The 17,375-nt window shown below is 36.5% G+C and carries 19 protein-coding genes; 17 read left to right on the forward strand and 2 right to left on the reverse strand.

The annotated features are described in order from the left end of the window. Window positions 1-318: 318 nt before the first annotated feature. From NH288_RS09825 to guaA, 13 genes are read left to right on the forward strand one after another with little or no spacing between them, the layout of a single operon-like run. The gene (locus NH288_RS09825; protein WP_106461502.1) at window positions 319-939 is read left to right on the forward strand and encodes an NfeD family protein; all 621 of its coding nucleotides are present in this window, start codon (window positions 319-321) and stop codon (window positions 937-939) included. Then, on the forward strand, window positions 939-1,880 hold the full coding sequence (gene floA, locus NH288_RS09830; RefSeq protein ID WP_106461503.1) for a flotillin-like protein FloA: 942 nt from the start codon (window positions 939-941) through the stop codon (window positions 1,878-1,880). Before NH288_RS09825 ends, floA begins: the two co-directional genes overlap by 1 nt. Then, entirely contained in the window at window positions 1,873-2,286 is a 414-nt protein-coding gene (locus tag NH288_RS09835; RefSeq protein ID WP_265215009.1) for a hypothetical protein, read from the forward strand. The genes floA and NH288_RS09835 overlap by 8 nt, the downstream gene beginning before the upstream one ends. A 51-nt stretch (window positions 2,287-2,337) precedes the next feature. Then, window positions 2,338-3,297 carry a PhoH family protein gene (locus tag NH288_RS09840; RefSeq protein WP_265215011.1) on the forward strand — a complete coding sequence of 320 codons (960 nt, stop codon included), beginning with the start codon at window positions 2,338-2,340 and terminating at the stop codon, window positions 3,295-3,297. Continuing rightward, complete coding sequence (ybeY, locus tag NH288_RS09845; protein ID WP_265215013.1) at window positions 3,272-3,730, forward strand: rRNA maturation RNase YbeY; 459 nt, start codon at window positions 3,272-3,274, stop codon at window positions 3,728-3,730. The genes NH288_RS09840 and ybeY overlap by 26 nt, the downstream gene beginning before the upstream one ends. Window positions 3,731-3,735: 5 nt before the next feature. Next, entirely contained in the window at window positions 3,736-4,554 is an 819-nt protein-coding gene (locus tag NH288_RS09850; RefSeq protein WP_265215014.1) for a diacylglycerol kinase, read from the forward strand. After that, window positions 4,551-4,946: a cytidine deaminase gene (gene cdd, locus NH288_RS09855; RefSeq protein WP_265215016.1), complete on the forward strand. Its 396-nt coding sequence runs from the start codon at window positions 4,551-4,553 to the stop codon at window positions 4,944-4,946. The genes NH288_RS09850 and cdd overlap by 4 nt, the downstream gene beginning before the upstream one ends. Continuing rightward, the gene (gene era, locus NH288_RS09860) at window positions 4,943-5,824 is read left to right on the forward strand and encodes a GTPase Era (protein WP_265215017.1); all 882 of its coding nucleotides are present in this window, start codon (window positions 4,943-4,945) and stop codon (window positions 5,822-5,824) included. The genes cdd and era overlap by 4 nt, the downstream gene beginning before the upstream one ends. Next, window positions 5,811-6,587: a DNA repair protein RecO gene (recO, locus tag NH288_RS09865; protein WP_265215019.1), complete on the forward strand. Its 777-nt coding sequence runs from the start codon at window positions 5,811-5,813 to the stop codon at window positions 6,585-6,587. Before era ends, recO begins: the two co-directional genes overlap by 14 nt. Beyond that, a complete protein-coding gene (gene glyQ / locus NH288_RS09870; RefSeq protein WP_106461511.1) occupies window positions 6,577-7,458 on the forward strand; it encodes a glycine--tRNA ligase subunit alpha in 882 nt (293 codons plus the stop codon). The genes recO and glyQ overlap by 11 nt, the downstream gene beginning before the upstream one ends. Further along, window positions 7,451-9,514: a glycine--tRNA ligase subunit beta gene (glyS, locus tag NH288_RS09875; protein WP_265215022.1), complete on the forward strand. Its 2,064-nt coding sequence runs from the start codon at window positions 7,451-7,453 to the stop codon at window positions 9,512-9,514. Before glyQ ends, glyS begins: the two co-directional genes overlap by 8 nt. A gap of 9 nt (window positions 9,515-9,523) precedes the next feature. Beyond that, window positions 9,524-10,360, forward strand: a complete 837-nt coding sequence (locus tag NH288_RS09880; protein WP_265215024.1) for a pyruvate, water dikinase regulatory protein — start codon at window positions 9,524-9,526, stop codon at window positions 10,358-10,360. 10 nt (window positions 10,361-10,370) lie between these two features. Then, on the forward strand, window positions 10,371-11,903 hold the full coding sequence (gene guaA, locus NH288_RS09885) for a glutamine-hydrolyzing GMP synthase (RefSeq protein WP_265215026.1): 1,533 nt from the start codon (window positions 10,371-10,373) through the stop codon (window positions 11,901-11,903). A gap of 243 nt (window positions 11,904-12,146) precedes the next feature. On the opposite strand, the gene NH288_RS09890 is transcribed toward guaA, so the two are convergent. Further along, window positions 12,147-13,013 (reverse strand): hypothetical protein, encoded by an 867-nt coding sequence (locus tag NH288_RS09890; protein ID WP_126439592.1) that lies wholly within the window; start codon window positions 13,011-13,013, stop codon window positions 12,147-12,149. Window positions 13,014-13,085: 72 nt separating this feature from the next. Then, entirely contained in the window at window positions 13,086-13,517 is a 432-nt protein-coding gene (locus NH288_RS09895; protein ID WP_265215032.1) for a helix-turn-helix domain-containing protein, read from the reverse strand. Between the two features lie 261 nt (window positions 13,518-13,778). Here NH288_RS09895 and NH288_RS09900 point away from each other — a divergent pair, with 261 nt between their 5' ends. The 4 genes from NH288_RS09900 to NH288_RS09915 all read left to right on the forward strand — a co-directional run bounded on the left by NH288_RS09900 (window position 13,779) and on the right by NH288_RS09915 (window position 17,053). Beyond that, window positions 13,779-13,973: a hypothetical protein gene (locus tag NH288_RS09900; RefSeq protein WP_004835545.1), complete on the forward strand. Its 195-nt coding sequence runs from the start codon at window positions 13,779-13,781 to the stop codon at window positions 13,971-13,973. A 1-nt stretch (window position 13,974) separates the two neighbouring features. Further along, window positions 13,975-15,099 carry a site-specific integrase gene (locus NH288_RS09905; protein ID WP_265215034.1) on the forward strand — a complete coding sequence of 375 codons (1,125 nt, stop codon included), beginning with the start codon at window positions 13,975-13,977 and terminating at the stop codon, window positions 15,097-15,099. After that, the gene (locus NH288_RS09910) at window positions 15,092-15,454 is read left to right on the forward strand and encodes a plasmid mobilization protein (RefSeq protein ID WP_060929257.1); all 363 of its coding nucleotides are present in this window, start codon (window positions 15,092-15,094) and stop codon (window positions 15,452-15,454) included. The genes NH288_RS09905 and NH288_RS09910 overlap by 8 nt, the downstream gene beginning before the upstream one ends. A gap of 117 nt (window positions 15,455-15,571) precedes the next feature. Further along, complete coding sequence (locus NH288_RS09915) at window positions 15,572-17,053, forward strand: VapE domain-containing protein (protein WP_321161885.1); 1,482 nt, start codon at window positions 15,572-15,574, stop codon at window positions 17,051-17,053. The last annotated feature ends 322 nt before the right edge of the window (window positions 17,054-17,375 follow it).

The raw sequence follows: 17,375 nt of genomic DNA on the forward strand, positions 1-17,375 counted from the left end.
ACCATCGGACTGCCTCCAGATTCCCCTGATAAATATTCCGTTACTAGTTTGATTTTAAATTCTTTTGTGTATTTTGGCATACAAAAACCCCTCCATCCGTATTCCGGATTTTGGGGTTCAGGTCACAGGCTCCTTTTTTCTTGGGGATTTTGAAAAGGATTTTGAAAAGTGCTTTTCTCTTTTGTTAGCTTGTCCTTATGTTGATTTTTTGCCCCATTTACTAGATAATAATTATAAGGAAGATAATATTTTAAAGTGGGTTTGGGATTGATTTTTAGATGCTCTTTCTCATTTTAAATTTTGTACAAGGAGGTATTTATGCTTGGAAACGACCTAGTCATAGCTTTTGCCTTTATATTGGCAGTTATTTCTATGATTTGTGTGCTTTTTACCCAAAAGAAATTGCTCTTTGCTGGTATTGCTTTAGGTTTATTTGCCTATTTTTATATAGCAGCATCCTTTTACAATATAGCTGACAATGTGACTTTAATAACCTTTATAGCTGGAATAAGCCTTTTAAGCTTGGAGCTTTTTATTCCAAGCTTTGGCCTTATTGGAGTGGCAGGCCTTGCCCTTACTATTTATTCGGTGATGGATTCTTTTATAGATCCTAGGATGGGCCTATTTGTAGTCCTTACTACAGGCCTTGCAATCCTTGCTACTGTCGCTATCTTTGTAAAACTTGGTTTTAAGGCAGAACTTTTTGAAAAGTCAATCCTAGAAACAAAACCCAAATCTATATACACTGGCAAGAAGGTTGAACTTTCACATCTTGTTGGAAGTGTGGGTATAACTAAGACAATCCTTAGGCCAGCAGGCAGGATTGAGATAGATGGAGAACTTTATGATGCCATGGCCAGGGCAGAATTTATCGAAAAGGGAAAAATGGTGTCAGTTGTTGATATCAAAGATGGCCACATAAGAGTAAAGGAGATATAATGGAATATTTAATTTTAGGACTAATATTTGTATTAGTTATAGTATTTTTTACTATGGTACCAGTTGGACTTTGGATAACTGCAAGGTTTTCAGGCCTTAAGATATCTATGGCAAGCCTTGTGGCTATGAGATTTAGGAGACTTTCTCCATCAAAGATTGTAGCTGCGATGATCAAATCTTACCAGGCAGGTATTCCAATTTCAACAAATGACCTAGAAAGCCACTACCTAGCTGGTGGTAATATCAACCAAGTAGTTGATGCCCTAATTGCAGCAGAAAGAGCCAATATAGATCTTTCTTTTGAGCAAGCAGCAGCAATTGACCTAGCAGGTCGTAATGTTTTTGAGGCAGTCCAAGTGTCAGTTACACCTAAGGTTATCAATACACCAGTTATAGCAGCAGTTGCTAAAAATGGTATAGAGGTAAAGGTAATTGCCAAGGTTACTGTAAGAGCTAATATCGAAAGGCTTGTCGGTGGTGCTGGTGAAGAGACAATCATTGCCAGAGTTGGTGAAGGTATTGTAACAACAGTAGGTTCATCAGATTCCCACGCAGCTGTTCTAGAAAATCCGGACAATATTTCTCAAACCGTTCTAAACAAGGGCCTTGACTCAGGTACAGCCTTTGAAATCCTATCAATTGATATAGCAGATGTGGATGTAGGACGAAATGTTGGTGCAGAGCTACAAAGAGACCAGGCAGAGGCTGATAAAAACATTGCCCAAGCCAAGGCTGAAGAGCGTCGTGCTCAAGCTATTGCCCTAGAGCAAGAAAATAGGGCCAAGGTAGTAGAGGCTGAAAGTGAAATTCCACTTGCTATAGCCCAAGCCTTCAAAGAAGGTAATCTCGGAGTGATGGATTATTACAACCTCCAAAATGTTAAAGCAGATACAAAAATGCGTCAGTCAATTTCAGATTCCAGCGAGGATTTAGATGTCTAAGCGAAATTCATTTTTGAATTTTCTTGACCAATTGGCAGCAGAAATCGAGGCCGAAAGCCAAAAGACTAAAAATAAGACTCTTGCAGAAAAGGGACTGGATTCCTTCGTAGACTTCCTAAATGATTTGGGAAATCCGGCAGATCTAACTAGCCAAAAACCAAATATCGAAGCCCAAAGAAAGCTTAAGGCAAATCTTGCCACCAAACATGCGGCAGAGCTTAAGAAAAAATCTGCCCCAAAAGAAGAAGGAGATTCTAAGGCTCGTGCAAGGTTAAAAGAAGCTGAAAGAAAAGAAGTGACTGACAAAAAAATAGACGATATAAAAAGATCTAAAAAGAGAAAAAGGCTTAGGGATGCTGTCATCATGGCAGAAATCCTAGCAAAGCCAGTTTCCAAAAGAAGATAAGGATGTGTTAATATAAAAGAATATATAGGAATTGAAGTACCAGAGAGACTGATGAGTCTCTTTGGTAATTTTGATAGTAACAGAAAATATATAGAAGACAGGTTCTCTGTGAAGTTAAAGCTTAGGGATAATGATCTAGAAATTTCAGGAGATGAGGCCAATGTGAGCCTTGCTTCAAAGTTAATTGTCCAGCTTTTAGAAGAGATTAAAAGAAGCGGGGACCTTGATTTTCAAAAGCTAAAATATGATGCAGATATGCTGGAAAGGGAAAATAAGGATGTGGTAAAGGGCCTTCTAAATGAAGTCATAGTCACAACATCAGCCGGCAAGCCTATCAAGCCAAAGACTCTGGGCCAAAAGGCCTATGTGGCAAAAATTTTAGAAAATGACATAGTCTTTGGTATTGGACCGGCCGGTACAGGTAAGACCTACCTAGCAGTGGCCATGGCTGTGAGAGCCTTTAAAAACAACGAGATAAATAGGATAATCCTCACCCGTCCGGCAGTAGAAGCAGGAGAAAGCCTAGGCTTCTTGCCAGGTGACCTCCAAGATAAGGTAGACCCTTATCTAAGGCCTCTTTACGATGCTCTTTTTGAAATCCTAGGTTTTGATTCCTACCAAACCCTTGTCGAAAAGGGAATTATAGAGATAGCTCCCCTTGCCTACATGAGGGGTAGGACCCTTGATAATTCCTTTGTTATCCTAGATGAGGCCCAAAATACAACCTACGAGCAGATGAAGATGTTTCTAACCCGTCTTGGTTATGGGTCAAAGGCCATAATCACTGGTGATAGGACCCAGATAGACCTGGGCAAGGGTAGAAAGTCAGGCCTAATTTCAGCAAGCCACATCTTAAGAGATGTTAAAGGCATTGAATTTATGAACTTCACTTCAATTGACGTGGTCCGTCATCCTCTTGTACAAAGGATAATTGATGCCTACGAAAAGGAAGATGAGCGTAGGGAAGAAAAAAGAAGGCAAAACGATGAATCTTCTAATAAGCAACAATAGCAAAGAGGACCTAGACCTTGACCAAATCGAGGCTATGGCCTATAAAACCATTGAAGAAGTCCTAAGGGTGGAAGATTTTACAAGTGATGTTGAAGTCTCACTTACCCTTGTAGATAAGGATGAGATCCATACCCTAAATAGGGACTATAGGGGAGTTGATAGGCCTACAGATGTCCTATCCTTTCCCATGGATGATGAAATTTTCCCTGGAGAAGAGGATGTAGATCTTATCCTTGGAGATATAGTAATTTGCCTTGATATAGCAAAGGCCCAGGCAGAAGAATATGGCCACAGCCTAGAGCGAGAGCTTTCCTACCTAATCTGCCATTCAACCCTCCATCTTCTTGGTTATGACCACATGGAAGAAGATGAAAAGGCCATCATGCGTGGTAAGGAAAAAGAGATTATGAAAAATCTAGGAGTCTTTAAATAGATATAATGGATAATAATTACGACAAACTTAAAGAAAATTTAAAAAAGGAAATCTTAGAAGAGCTTAGGGAAGATGAGCCAGAAGTAGCAGGAGAGGACTATGAGCCACTAAAACTTAGCCACGGGCAGAAATTCCTAAAGGGCTTTGACTATGCCTATGAGGGACTTGTCTATGCCATAAATCACGAAAAAAACATGAAATTTCACTTCCTAGCCAGCATATTGGTCTTGGTTGGATCTTTATTTTTTAGCCTATCAAGAGTTGAAATGATGTTTTTAGTCTTTGCTGTGGTCTTTGTCATTGCCCTAGAGCTTATGAATACTGCCCTTGAAGAGGCGGTAGATTTAGCAAGTGGGGGCAAGTATTCCAAGCTTGCCAAGGCGGCCAAGGATGTAAGTGCTGCGGCTACCTTTGTTGCAGCCATCAACGCCCTTTTTGTGGCCTATCTGATATTTTTTGACAAGTTCTTAAACTTCTATGATTCAGTAATCCTAAGGATTGCCAGACGTCCTTCCCACCTTGCCCTAATTACCATTTCATTAGTAATTATTCTTACGGTATTTTTGAAGGGAGTCTTCTACGAGGGCCACGGAACGGCTATGAAGGGCGGCTTTGTATCAGGCCACACATCTGTAGCCTTTGCCCTTGCAACCATGGGAGTTTTTTTAATCGACGAACCCCTTGTAAGGTTGATCCTGGCTGGTATGGCCCTAATAGTTGCAGAAAGCCGCTATGAGGCAGACATCCATTCAACAAAAGAGATAATAAGAGGAGCCATCCTTGGTATATCCATGGCCATGGCTATATTTGGGATATTTTCATGACAGAGATAAAAGATTTAATAAAAAGAACAATCGAACTTAAAAAAAACGCCTACACACCATATTCACACTTTAGGGTGGCAGCCACAGTCAAGATGAAATCTGGCAAAATTTATGAGGGAATAAATATAGAAAACGCAGCCTATTCGCCAACCCTATGCGCAGAAAGATCAGCCCTAGCAGGGGCCATAAGCGCCGGTGAGAGGGAAATTGACACCATAATTATAAATGGCGATAGCGAATATACATATCCTTGCGGGGTATGCAGGCAATTTATAAGAGAATTTGCTGATAAGGATACAAAGATAATAATTGCAAAGGATGAGAACTCATACAAGACCTATACAATCGATGAGCTCTTGCCATATAGCTTCAGCAAGGAGGATTTAGAATGAAATCAGGTTTTGTATCGGTGGTAGGAAGGGCCAATGTGGGCAAGTCTACCCTCATGGAAAAGATTTTGAGGGAGAAAATTTCAATAATTTCCAACAAGCCCCAAACCACCAGAGACAAGATAAATATAATATACAACGACGATGAGTCCCAGATAATTTTTATAGACACACCAGGCATCCAAAAGCCAAGAAATATCCTCCAGGAAAGGCTCCTAAGCTTTTCTAAGGAAAGTCTTAACGAGTCAGACCTTGTGACTTTTGTGGTGGATGATTCAAAAGAGATAGGAAGTCTTGATAGGATGATAATTGACGAGCTTAAAAATGCGAGAGTGCCAATAATTCTACTTATAAATAAGATTGACCTAATCACAGAAGATGAGCTTTTTGACCTAGAAGACCTCTATGATGAGGAAGGGATTTTCGATGCAATCTTACCAATCTCAGCCCTTGATGATAAAAATATTGACAAGTATATTTCCCTAGTCAAATCTTATCTAAAGGAAGGCCCAGCCTACTACGACAGGGAAATGATCACAGATAAGACCGAAAGATTTGTAGTAAGCGAGATAATCAGGGAAAAGGCCCTAAGGCTTCTATCAGAAGAAGTCCCACACGGCATAGCTGTAAGGATTGATGACTTCAAAGAAAGGGAAGATAAGGACATAATCGACATCATGGCTTCAATCATTATCGAGAAAAATTCCCACAAGCAGATAGTAATTGGCAAAAATGGCCAGATGATCAAGCAAATCGGTATAGATGCCAGAAAAGAAATCGAAAGCTTTTTATCAAGCAAGGTCAATCTCAAGCTTTGGGTCAAGGTCGAAAAGGACTGGAGAAAGAAAGAAAAATTGGTAGACCGCTTTGGCTACAAGTGACCTAAAGGATATAGAAGGCATTGTCCTAAGGGAGTTTAAATACAAGGAGAGTTCAAAAATTATCGAGGTCTTCACCAAGGACTTGGGCAGGATTTCAGTCAACTGTCAGTCAGTCCTTAAGAAAAACTCCAAAAACCTAGGCCTAACAAACCGCTTCATCCTAGCCCACTACGACCTTTATAAGGGCAAAAAAGATTTTTACGGCCTAAGAGAGGGCGTAATCGTAGAAGCCTTTTCCAAATCAAGCAAAAATTTTGACATAATCTTATACAAATCAGCCATAGCCGACCTGCTTTTAAGGACAATCGACGCTATTCAAATAGACACGGTTTATAAACTCCTATTAAATAGCTTCATGGCCTTTGAAGAGGCTGATACTAATTTTATAAATATATTTTTGGCCTTTTACCTAAAATACGCATCCTTTTCAGGTTTTAAACCTAACTTTAAAACTTGTGGGATTTGCGGTAAAGATATAAGAGGCCACGGCCTTTATTTTTCACCAAGAGAGTCCTCGCTCATATGCGAGACTTGCAAAAACAAGGCAAAAGACAGCGTATATTTGACTCTTGAAGAATATAAATATTTTAATAAACTCCTTTACACAGAGTCAAAAGAATTAAAAAATATAAAATTAGTGGAAAATTACGAAAAAATCGGCAAAATAATAATAGACTACACTCTTAAGAACCTAGATTTAGGATATTTTCCATCCGTCAAATGGGTCCTTAAGACACTCGAAAGGAATATAAATGTACTTTGAAGATTTAATTTTAAAACTAGAGGAGTATTGGAAAGAGCAAGGCTGCTCAGTAATGATTCCATACGACATAGAAAAGGGCGCAGGAACTATGAACCCTCACACCTTTCTTAGAGCTCTAGGACCAGAACCATGGAAGGTATGCTATGTAGAGCCTTCTAGAAGACCTGCAGACGGTAGGTACGGCCAAAACCCAAACAGACTTTACCAACACCACCAAATGCAAATATTACTTAAACCAACCCCAGCCAATATTCAAGACTTATACCTAAATTGCCTAGAAGCCATTGGAATAGATCCAAAGGCCCACGACATAAGATTTGTAGAAGATAACTGGGAATCTCCAACCCTCGGTGCTTGGGGCCTAGGTTGGGAAGTGTGGCTAGATGGGATGGAAATCACCCAATTTACCTATTTCCAACAAGTAGGCGGAATCAACTGCACCCTAGAAAGTGGGGAGATCACTATAGGACTTGAAAGAATCTGCATGTACCTTCAAGATGTGGACAATGTCTATGACATCAAATGGTCAGAAAACTTGACCTATGGAGACATCTTCAAGACACCAGAATATGAAAACTCCAAATATTCATTCGAAGATGCAGATAACGAAACCCTAGAGACTTTATTTAATATCTACGAAAAAGAAGCAGGAAGACTAATAGAAGCTGGCCTTGTATATCCAGCCTATGACAATGTCTTAAAATCAAGCCACACCTTCAACACACTTGATGCCAAGGGTGCTCTATCTGTTTCAGAAAGAAATCACTATATCAAAAGAGTAAGGGATATTTCAAGCCTAGTAGCAGAAAAATATATAGAAAAAAGAGAAGAAGAAGGCTTCCCACTCTTAAGAAAGGAAAAAGATGCATAATTACCTATTAGAAATTGGTGTAGAAGAAATACCTTCAGCTTACGTCAAAAACACCAAGACCCAGCTAAGGGATAAATTTACAAGGCTTTTAGAAGAAAATAAATTCTCCTATGAGGCCATTGAAATAGAATCCACACCAAGAAGATTTATGATCAAACTCGTAAATGTAGAAGAAAGCCAAAAAGAAGAAATTAAATCTGTAAGAGGACCAAGTGTAAAGATAGCCTATGATGAAAATGGCGTTGCAAGCAAGGCCCTAGAAGGATTCTTAAGAGGACAAGGGGCAAGCCTTGATGATGTGATTATAAGAGAAGTAAAGGGCGAAGACTATATCTTTGTAGAAAAGAAAGAAGAAGGCAAAAGCCTAGAAGAAGTCCTAAAAGAAGAAGTATTTGAACTAGTCAAATCCATATCCTTCCCTAGATCAATGAGATGGGGCGGCAAGTCCATCAGATGGGCAAGACCAATCAGATGGTTTGTTTCTCTATTAGATGATAAAGTTTTATCTTTCGATGCAGATGGCATAGAAGTAGGAAATATCACCAAAGGCCACAGGTCCCTAGGATCTGACCACATAGAAATAGAATCAATCGATACTTACGAAAAACAACTAAAAGATAATTTCGTAATTCTAAGGGGTAAGGACAGACAAGACATTATCCAAAGAGGCCTTAATTCCCTAGCGGGCCAAGTAGGCGGCACCTACATGAAAGATGAAGACCTCCTAGATGAGGTGGTAAATATTGTCGAATACCCAACAGTCCTTGTAGGTGATATAGACCAAACCTACCTAAGCCTACCAAAAGAAGTAATTACCACACCAATGAAGGACCACCAAAGATATTTCCCAATCTTAGATGACAAAAACAAGCTCCTTCCATACTTTCTCCTAGTAAGAAATGGTGATGACTACAAGAGTGAAAATGTAATAGAAGGAAATAAAAAGGTCCTAGTAGCAAGGCTAGAAGATGCAAAATTCTTCTACGATATAGACGCATCAAAGCCACTAGAATCTTATTTGCCAGAGCTAGATAAGTTAGTATTTTTCGAAGGTCTTGGCACCATGGCCCAAAAAACTCAAAGACTAGTAGATTTAGCAGAAAGATACCAAAAAGAACTAGGCCTTGGTAATGACATCATAGAAGATGCTAAAAGAGCAGCCAAGCTTTCAAAGGCAGACCTAGTCACAAAAATGGTAGTAGAATTTACCGAACTTCAAGGAACCATGGGCGCAATCTATGCTCAAAACTCTGGCGAAAACCAAAGGGTAGCAGAAGCAATCAAAGAGCAATATCTGCCAAAGGGAGCAAGCTCAGACCTACCAAAATCAGTAATAGGTATCCTCCTATCAATAGCAGATAAGATGGATTCTATTGTAGGCCTTTACGCTATAGAAAAATATGTCACAGGATCAAAAGACCCATTCGGCCTAAGAAGGGCAGCTCTTGGAATCATAAATATAATACTTGCAAATGGCATAGACGTAGACCTAAGAAAGCTAATCTCAGAAGCCCTCCTAGTCTACACAGAGGTAAATGCCCTAGCCTTTGACTATGACACAACTCTAGACAAAACCCTAGCCTTCATCAAAGACAGGTTAAAAAACAAACTTTTAGATGATGGTTATAGGTATGATATAGTAAATGCTGTAGTAGATACAAACAATACCAACATCCTAAGAATGAGTGAAAAGGTAAAGGCAGTTACATCCTTCATAGATGAAAATGAAGACGGCCTATCCTACCTAATCAGGATAAATAACCTAGCCAAAGACACAGGAGCTGACCTAGTAAAGGCAGACCTACTACAAACAGACCTAGAAAGAAGTTTCTATGAAACCATATCAAATATCGATGAGATAGCCCTAGTAAATGCTGCTGACTACAAAAAAGAGCTAGAAAATATTCAAGCCACAGCCCTAGTCGGCAATGAATACCTAGACAAGACCATGATAAATGATGAAAACGAAGAAATCAAAAACAACAGATTAGCTATGCTAAATCAAGTACAAAAGAGGATAGCTAGGATATTTGATATATCACAAATAGTAAGATAGGAGGATTTGATGGACGATGTTTTAACGATTGTGATAATAAGTGACTCCACCGGAGAAACAGCAATAAACTACATGAAATCAGTAACAAGTCAATTCCCAGACCTAAAAACAAGCATGAGAAGATTCTCAGACATAGTAGATACAGATGAAATAGACGAGATCCTAGCCGACCTTCCATCCTATTCCATCATAGTCCAAACCCTAGCCAACAAAGAATTAACCCAGTATCTTAGAGCAAGGGCCAAAGACCTAGACATAACAGTCTTAGACATCCTATCATATGGAATCGATAAGTTTGAACAATTTACCGGCCATAAGGCAATTAGACAAAGAGGTCTCACCAGGACCCTATCAAGAAACTACTTCGAAATGATAGAAGCCATAGAATTTGCCATCCAATACGACGATGGCAAAGACTTCAGAGGCTTTCTAAAATCAGACATAGTCCTAGTAGGAGTATCACGCACATCTAAGACACCTACAACCATGATCCTAGCCACAAAAAATTTCAAAGTCTCAAACCTACCACTAGTGCCAGAGGCCAAACTTCCACAAGAGCTCTTTGAAGTCGACCCAAGAAGGATAATAGGCCTAATCATAAATCCAGACAAGCTCTCAGACATCAGAGAAACAAGGAGCAAGTCCCTAGGCATAGTTGGTGAAAGCAAATACTTTGACAAGGGAAGAATCGAAAGAGAGCTAGAATACGCCAAAGAAATATTTTCTGACCTAGACTGCAAAGTCATAGATGTAACAGAAAACACAGTCGAACAAACAGCCACAGAAATTGTCCAATATTACTACGAGAACTTCCCAGAAGAAAAGGAAGTACGAAACTTAAATTAAAGGGGAAACAATGAAGAAAGAAAAAATCCTAGTCTTAAACTTCGGCGGCCAATACGACCAGCTCATAGTAAGAAGAGTAAGAGAAATGGGAGTCTATGCAGAACTTCATGAGTGCGACACCAATCTCAGTGAAATCAACCTAGACAACCTAGCTGGTATCATCCTAACAGGCGGCCCACAATCAGTAAACGATAGCGAAAGCCCAAAAGCCGACAGCAAAATCTTTGACCTAGGTGTGCCAGTATTAGGCATCTGCTACGGCCACCAATACATAAATTATGTAAACGGCGGCACAATCGAAACACCAAACTTAGCCGAATATGGCAAAACCGACCTAAAAGTAGATAAGGAAAGCTGCCTATTCAAAGACATTCCAGAAGAATCCATAATCTGGATGAACCACAAAGATAGGGTAAAAGACCTAGCAGAAGGCTTTAGAGCAACAGCATCCACGGCCAATACAGACGTGGCAGCCATGGAAAATACCGAAAAAGCCCTCTACTCAGTCCAATTCCACCCAGAAGTAGTCCACTCAGAATACGGCCAAAAAATCCTAGAAAACTTCGTCCTAGGAATATGTAAGGCCGAAAAAACCTGGAAAATGAAAGACTTCGCCAAAGAAATCATAGCAGAAATCAAAGAAAAATACCAAGGCGAGAAAATGATCTGCGGTCTATCAGGCGGAGTAGACAGCTCAGTAGCAGCAACCATAGTCTTAAAAGCCATAGGAGATAATCTCCAATGTATCTTCGTAGACCACGGTCTACTAAGAAAAGACGAAGCAAAATCAGTCATGGAAACCTATAAGGGCCTAGGCCTAAACGTCAAAATGGTAGACAAATCCAAAGAATTCCTAGACCTATTAAAAGGCGAATCTGACCCAGAAACAAAAAGAAAAATCATAGGCAACCACTTCGTAGAAGTATTCGAAGAAGAAGCCAAAAAAATCGGAGGAGCCAACTACCTAGTCCAAGGAACAATCTACCCAGACGTAATAGAATCAGGCAAAGACAAAGCAAGCGTCATAAAAAGTCACCACAACGTAGGCGGCCTACCAGAAGACATGGACTTCAAAGGCCTAGTAGAACCCCTAAGACTCCTCTTTAAAGACGAAGTAAGAGCTCTAGGCGAAGAAATAGGAGTCCCACACGACATGGTCTGGAGACAACCATTCCCAGGACCAGGTCTTGCTATAAGAGTAATAGGAGACATCACAGAAGACAAACTAAGAATAGTAAGAGAAACCGACGCCATCCTAAGAGAAGAAGTCAAAAACTTCGGCCTAAACGAAAAAATCTGGCAATATTTCACCGTATGGACCCCAATCAAAACAGTAGGAGTAAAAGGAGATGCCAGAAGCTACGACAACGTCATAGCAGTAAGAGCAGTCACAAGTACAGACGCAATGACAGTAGAAGCAGCAAACCTCCCATACGAACTAATGCAAAAACTATCAAACAGAATGATAAACGAAGTAGAAGGAGTAGGCAGAATAGTCTACGACATAACCAGCAAACCACCAGGAACAATTGAATGGGAATAATCGCAAAAAAATCAAAAACCTTGTAAAATCAACGGTTACATAAGATTAAAAACTGCAACTGGGATTAAAATGGGAACATTTGTAAAAAAGAATAAATTGAATAATAGTTCCAAGTGGTTTACATTTGGACAAAAAATTAGACCGTGGTTTAAAAACTGCGGTCTTTTTGCGTTCATTTTATTATTCTTTTTCTCTAGAGAAGGGTCAAATTAACGTAATTTAATTTAATTAAAATTTTTAAAGCTAAATGTATATTGCAATAGGTATTACCATAATAACTGGTGCACTTATTACAGTTTTAATTCCGCCCTCACCAACGAATTGATCTAAAGATGGATCAGAAAAAAATTCTTGAAATTCTTTCATTTTATCTAATTGGAGCTTAGAAAAAACTGTATTTCTAAGTAGGCTTATCTCCCCATCATCCATACAAACTTTAATAACCTTTCCTAATATTTTATAGTTTCCATCGGTAACTTCACTCATATTATTATTTAAAAAGTAATTTTCATCTGTTGGAAGGATTATATTAATTTTATCTGCTTCACAAATTATATCTTTTTTTCCATCTGCTTGAAGCCCTTTAATTAAACCATCTATTTGGGAGTTTAGCCTTTTATCTGTCAACACATTTTCTTTTCTGTTTTTATTATTTTTAGGATTGTTATCAGTAAATAAGTTTGCTAAAGTTATAATTTCTTTGAATCCAGATAACATATCAATAACTGGATTGTTTTTCAGAGTTCCTTGAACTTCAACAAAATCTCCAATATTTAAGTTATTAATGTCACGATTAATAAACTTTGCATTCTCCAATTGTTCTTTTAGTTGCTGGAACAAAGAAACTGGAGTGTGGGTTCTTTCTTCAATAATAGTTTCACCATCATTTGACGTACCTTTATGATTTCCACGAACTCCTATATTCAAAAACGCAAATAGATTGTTAGTGCCTATATTTGATTCTATATCATTTACTTGATTTTTATTTTTTGAAGTTTGAACATTTTTAACATCTGCAAAGCCATCCTCAATTGTAGCTAACATATCAAAAACTATTTTAGTATTAAGATAGATTGGTATTGTAAGCTTATTCTTTTCTATTTTATTCACTACTTTAAATCACCTTTCCTATAAATTGTATGGTTTTCATGTTATTTATCTTATATTCTAGATTTATTATTTTTATTTTAAAAATCTTGATTTTTTAGGATAAGATAACTTCCAATCTTCAAATTCTTCATCTGTTATCTCATCGTTATAGTGCTTTTTTCTCATCTCATTCCATTCTATAAGAAAATTATTGAAATCCACATTATTTGATAAAAGTCCAGTGATTTCTCCATCTTCTGCTGAAGGTCTAAACTTCATGTCTTTTTCATAATCAAAAATTATATGCATTATTTCAAAAATAGAATTAGGTTCATGATCGATCAATGCTGATATATCACAATCAAGTGCTTCAGATATTTTTTGTAATTGTTCTTTACTTGGAGATCTATTTCCAAGCTCGTAATTTCTTATAGCAGCATCTGTCAAACCAGACTTAATGGCAAGTTCTTTTTGAGTTAAGTTTCTCATAAGTCTTAACTTTTTTAATTTTTCTCCAGAAATCAAACTAACTCCTCCTTATTTCACAATAACTATAAATATTTTATCACAAAACGAACAAAAGCTCAACAAAACTGTTCTGTTGTAAATGTTTGCAAGTATCTGAATATTTTAGAAAAAAATAAATAGAAAAAACTTGACAGAACAAATCTGAACTGTTATTATATATACATACAGTTCGATAGTGAACGGATAATGTAAGATATAAAAATTAATGCTCGCCCTTTTGAGGATGTAGAACCTTACAAACTATAAAAGGAGGACATTATGAAAGGTATTTTTATGAATGCAAAAGATGTACAAGAATTTCTTGATGTAAGTAGGACAACAGCATATCAGATAATAAACGATATGAATCAAGATCTACTTAAATTAGGTTATCGTGTGCAAAGAGGAAAGGTAAATAGAGAATACTTTATGGAAAAGTATTGCTATAAACCAACAAATACAAAGGAGGTTTAAAGTGCCAGCATACAGAGATGAAAGTGGAAATAAAACTTGGTATTGCAGGTTTTATTATACCAACTGGAAAGGAGAAAAATTAACTAAGAAAAAACGCGGATTTTTAACAAAAAAAGAAGCATTAAAATGGGAACAAGAATTTTTAAATCAACATTCTGAATCAATTGAGATGAGCTTTAGGGAGTTTTTTGAACTTTACAAGAGGGATAGAAAACCCAGAATAAGAGAAAATACTTGGAGGACAAAAGAAGCAATTGTAAATCAAAAAATACTTCCCTATATTGGTGATTTAATGCTTAATGAGATTAATAATGTAACCATCATTCAATGGCAAAATGAGCTTATGAAGATTAAGGATAAGAATGGAAAAAACTATTCTCCTACTTATTTGAGAACTATTCATGCCCAGTTATCTAGTATCTTAAATCATGCTTGTAGGTACTACAATTTAAAAACTAATGTTGCTCGTGATGTTGGTTCTATGGGAGAGAAAGAAGCTGATGAAATGCTATTTTGGACTCAAGATGAATATGAGAGATTTATAGAAGCTATTAAAGATAAACCTGAATCATTCTATGCTTTTGAACTTTTATATTGGTGTGGTCTTAGAATGGGAGAATTATTAGCTTTAACAAAAGAGAAATTTGATTTTGAAAGGCATACATTAAAAATTGATGAATCTTTACAAAGGATTGATGGGAAAAATGTAATAACAGCCCCTAAGACTAAAAAAAGCATTAGGACAATAGTTATGCCTGAATTTTTAACGGATGAGATTAAAGAGTATATAGACAGCTTTTATAAGATAAAACCAAAAGACTTAATATTTAATTTTTCTAAGAGCTACCTCCACCATGAAATGGATAGGGGATCTAAGAAATCTCAAGTAAAAAGAATTAGAATACATGATTTAAGGCATTCTCACGTTTCTCTCTTGATTGAACTTGGATTTTCTGCAACTGCAATAGCTGATAGGGTTGGACATGAATCGATTGACATCACCTATAGATATGCTCATCTTTTCCCTAGCAAGCAAAAAGAAATGGCTCTGTCTTTAACTCAAGTAAGAAGTAATAAGTCAAATGACTGGAAAGATTTATTAGAAGAGGATGATAAAGATGTTTAGAAGACATTCATTAGATGAAATTTCTAAAAAAACGAGAAATAAAGAGAAAAATAGAAAAAGAAATCGCATTTTAAATTTTAGGATTTCTGAAGAAGAATATGACCTAATAAACAAAAAGATTGAAATAAGTGGACTTAAAAAGCAAGATTATTTTATTCAAATGCTATTAAATCACGAAGTTAAGTTAGTAAGTGATTACAGACTTTCTGATAATATAGCCAAGGAAATATTTCAACTAGCAAAAGTTATTAAAAAGTTTGGAAAACTAGATGACGATGAATCTGATATTTTAATCTATATTTTAGAAATATATGAAGAAATCAAAAAAGAAAAAAGCCCCTACTACAAAGAGTAAAGGCATACACTCCTGTGAGAAGTGTTCTCTAGACAAGTTCATTTTACCACAGGAGTCTTATTTATACCAGACAGGAGGATAAAATGGAAAACACATATAAAACAATAAAGAGATTAGATGGTTGTAAAAAGAAAAGGAGTGAGCCTTATGACAGATATTAAATTAAAATTCCCAGAAATAGATCAGACTTACGCTTTTTTAGACTTACAAACTACAGATAAGGGGACGGTTAGACAAATTACTGGAAATATTGTAACAGCTATTTTAAATCCCAAATATTGTCAAAACCAAAAAATCATTGATGGACAAATATTCTTTGATAAATTTACCAATGAAATAAAATTCCAGGGGAAAATTATCGGAGAAAGAAATATAAAGGAAAATCAAATCCGACTTTGGGATGATTCTTTAAATAATAGACTAGGCTTAGAGATAGAAAAACATTTTGGAATTAATTATAACGCCAACAAAATGTGGGAAGCTATTCGTTTTGTAGCTCACCAATATGAAGTGAGTCCGCCAAAGCAATATCTTCAAAATTTAAAATGGAATGGAGATAAAAATGCCATTAGAAAACTTTTACCAAAGTATTTGGGAGCGGATGATACAGAGCTTAACAATTGGATAATGGAACATATGATATTGGGCATGATAAAAAGAATTTTTAATCCCGGTTCTAAGTTTGATGAAATGATTGTTTTAGTTGGTGGGCAAGGTATAGGCAAATCGACTTTTGCAAGATACTTGTCCATAACAGATGATTGGTTTTGTACAATAGAAAATATTCAAGGTAAGGATGCCGTCATGAACCTTATGGGTAAAACTGTCGTTGAAATCGAAGAATTTGTTGCTTTAAGAAATGCAAAATCGGCTAATGAAGCGAAATCTTTTTTATCAAAACTAAGCGATAGAATAAGAATACCCTACGAAAAATATGCAACAGATGTGCCTAGAACTTGTATCTTCATAGGGACACTAAATGAAAGAACTTTTCTTAATGATCATACTGGGGAAAGAAGATATTTGCCTGTTGAATGTAACTCGAATCAAAGAGTAAGGACTATATTTCCAGATAAAAATAATAAAGAAAAAATTTCAGATAATGAATATATATCTCTTATAAGAGAAGATTTTAATCATGCTCTAGCTTTAGGATATGAAATCTTTAAAAACAAAACACACGCATGGACTATACCAAAAAATCTTTTAAAAGACTTGTATAAGGAACAAGAAAAGTTCAAATATCTTAACCCAGATGTGGAAGACATTAGGTATTTCTTAGAAGAATATAAGCCAAAAAGTGCAGATCCTAATACAACATGTTTCAAAGAATTAACCATGCAAGGATACCAAATAAAGTCAAAATCTTTTTCAGAGATTATGGATAATTATTTCCAAGAATGGATTCCAGTTAGGTCATCAAAGACTAAGAGAATATCACCAAGTGGAGTCTCAATTCCAGTAAAACTATATTATGAAAAGAAAGAAGAATACAAAACTGACTTTATAGAAGTTGATAAGAATTTATTGCCAGAAGAATGGAAAAAAGAAAATCAATTAGAAATAGATACTGCAAATCAAGTAAAGATACAAATGTAACTTTGTAACCTGTAACCAATCGTTATAAATCTTCTTAAATTAGGATTACATAAATTAATGGCTTGATAATAAGGGGTTGTCACAGACTCTTAAAACAAGCTCGCCTAATTTTGGAAGTTTTTATTTTATAAGTTACAGTTACACTTATTAATTCCTATTTGAAAAATTATGGAAAATCAAATTAATGACTTGTTATTAATAGACCAACTAAGGAAGTCAATAGTTATTTTAAAAATTTTTTTAAAAAATTTTTCAGTCGCAGAACTTAAAAATGTGCATAGCAAATAAACCTCATATATTTTCATTTTTTGAGGCAACACTT

Origin of the sequence: Anaerococcus sp. NML200537 (assembly GCF_026131715.1) — a bacterium.
GTDB lineage: Bacteria > Bacillota > Clostridia > Tissierellales > Peptoniphilaceae > Anaerococcus > Anaerococcus kampingae.